Below are 2,337 nucleotides of genomic sequence, written 5' to 3'. Positions count from 1 at the left end.
TGTCGATGCCGGCTCAATACTCCCCAGAAGTGCCGTTTGAATCTTCCCCAGTATAGCGCTGCCGCCGGTCTTCCGGAGCGCGCTCCGGGAGACCGGCGGCGCGTAATCGTTGATGCTTCTCCTGATGGTCGGGAGAGGGATTTCGGTGATCAAGATCGGGGAGATGATGATGATACTGGATTTGCATCGGCAGGGCCTGTCGGTGTCGGCGATCGCCAGGGAGAGCGGGATCGACCGCAAGACGGTGCGCAAATACATTGTGCGCGGGCTCGAGGCTCCGGCCTACGGACCGCGCAAGCCGCGTCAGGCGGTGATCGATCCCTTCACAGCCTATCTTCGCGAGCGGGTCACGCGATATCCCGGGCTCACCGGCAGCCGGCTTTTCCGCGAACTGAAGGACCTCGGCTATGGCGGCGGCTACACGGCCGTTACCGACTTCCTGCGCGACGTCCGTCCTGCCGCGGCGGAGCGTGGATACGAGGTTCGCTTCGAGACCCCGCCCGGCGAGCAAGCGCAGGTCGACTTCGCCCAGTTCAATGTCGTCTTTGCCGATGAGCCGACCACGCCGAGAATCGTCTGGCTATTCTCCATGGTGCTTGGCTTCAGTCGCCTTATCTGGGCACGCTTCGTCGTCCACCAGGATCTGCCGACTGTCTTGCGCTGCCATGCTGGGGCTTTCGAGGCGCTGGGCGGCGCTCCTCGCGAAGTGCTTTACGACCGTATGAAGACGGCTGTGATCGGCGAAGGCGATACCGGCGGCATCGTCTACAACCGTGCCCTCGTCGATCTTGCCCGCCACTATGGTTTCCATCCCAAGGCCTGCCGGCCTTACCGCGCCAAAACAAAAGGCAAGGTCGAGCGACCGTTCCGCTACATTCGCGAGGACTTCTTCCTGGCCCGGTCCTTTCGCAACCTCGAAGACTTGAATGCGCAGTTGCGTCACTGGCTGGACACGGTCGCAAACCCGAGAGTTCACGCAACCACACGGCGTGTCGTCAACGAAGCTTTTGCCGAGGAGCGGGCAGCGCTCCGGCCGCTGCCGTTGGCTCCGTTCCGATCGGTCCTGAAGCTCGAGCGACGCATCAGCCGGGAGGGCATGGTTAGCGTTGGCGGCAATTTCTATAGCGTGCCCGACGCCACCAGGCGCCGTGTCGTCGAGGTGCACACTCTGGCCGAAGAGGTACGCATCTTCGAGGACGGCGCACTGATTGCCATCCATCCCATTCTAGAAGGTCGGCACCAGCGTCATGTCGAGCCCGGGCATCGCAACATCCACGTCCACAAGCGCCGACAAAGACTGAGGAACGACGAGGTCATCCTTCATGGCTCAGGCGACAGGGTCGCTCAGCGCCCGTTGGCCTTCTACGATGCCGTCGCCCGGGTGATGGCGAAGGAGCAGCGTCCATGACGAATGCGCTCGATACCACGCCATCCACAATCGACCGGATCCGCCACGATCTCGTCGGCCTGAAGATGCCACGAGCGCTCGAAGCGCTCGATCATATCGTGCGCCGGCTCGAGCAAGGCGAGATCGCCGCCCTCGAAGCCATGGACATCCTCCTTTCGGAAGAGTTGACCCTCCGCGAGAACAGCCGGATCAAGACGGCACTGCGCATGGGGCGTCTGGCCACGATCAAGACGCTCGCCGGCTTCGACTTCTCTTTCCAGCCCTCGCTCGACCGAGATCGAATCTTCACGCTCGCCCAACTCGGCTTCGTCGCCCGCTGCGAGGTCGTCCACTTCCTCGGCCCACCCGGCACAGGCAAGAGCCATCTGGCCATCGCACTTGCCGTCGAGGCTGTGAAGGCTGGAAAGAGCGTCTATTTCTGCACGCTCGCCGAACTCATCGCCGCACTGGCAAGGGCCGAACGCGAAGGACGCCTGCAGGAACGCATCCGCTTCTTCTGCCGGCCTGCTCTGCTCGTTGTCGACGAGATCGGCTACCTGCCCGTCATCCACGGTGGCGGCAATCTGTTCTTCCAGCTCGTCAACGCCCGCTATGAGAAGGGCGCCATGATTCTCACCTCAAACCGCGGCTTCGCCGAATGGGGCGAGGTCTTCGGCGATCCTGTCGTCGCAACCGCACTTCTCGATCGCCTGCTTCATCATGCGGTCGTCGTCCAGATCGAAGGATCGAGCTATCGGCTCCGACAACACGCCGAGCTCATGCCCGAACACCTGCGATCAAAAGCCTCCATCACGCCGCCGACGCTCAACGCACCATCACGACCGCGCGGCCGGCCGCCGAAAAATGGACACCCTTCCGCAACAGCCTGAGCGGCGAAACTGGGGAATTTTACTTCGGCACTTTTGGGGAAAATTCGAGCGGCATTGACA

The 2,337-nt window shown here is 62.4% G+C and carries 2 protein-coding genes; both read left to right on the top strand.

All coding sequences use genetic code 11. From position 1 onward, the window contains the following. Window positions 1-145: 145 nt before the first annotated feature. A complete protein-coding gene (istA, locus tag NKI29_RS33250) occupies window positions 146-1,408 on the top strand; it encodes an IS21 family transposase (RefSeq protein WP_352798684.1) in 1,263 nt (420 codons plus the stop codon). Further along, window positions 1,405-2,277 carry an IS21-like element helper ATPase IstB gene (gene istB, locus NKI29_RS33245; protein WP_352624661.1) on the top strand — a complete coding sequence of 291 codons (873 nt, stop codon included), beginning with the start codon at window positions 1,405-1,407 and terminating at the stop codon, window positions 2,275-2,277. The genes istA and istB overlap by 4 nt, the downstream gene beginning before the upstream one ends. Window positions 2,278-2,337: the final 60 nt, after the last annotated feature.

Source organism: Mesorhizobium sp. M0678, from assembly GCF_040320505.1.
Taxonomy (GTDB): domain Bacteria; phylum Pseudomonadota; class Alphaproteobacteria; order Rhizobiales; family Rhizobiaceae; genus Mesorhizobium.
The sequence above is the reverse complement of the archived record's forward strand: the minus strand, read 5'-3'. Positions and strand labels throughout refer to the sequence as shown.

Excerpts from the sequence above, each read along its gene's own strand:
- istB (WP_352624661.1), top strand. The coding sequence starts at position 1,405 with ATGACGAATGCGCTCGATACCACGCCATCCACAATCGACCGGATCCGC.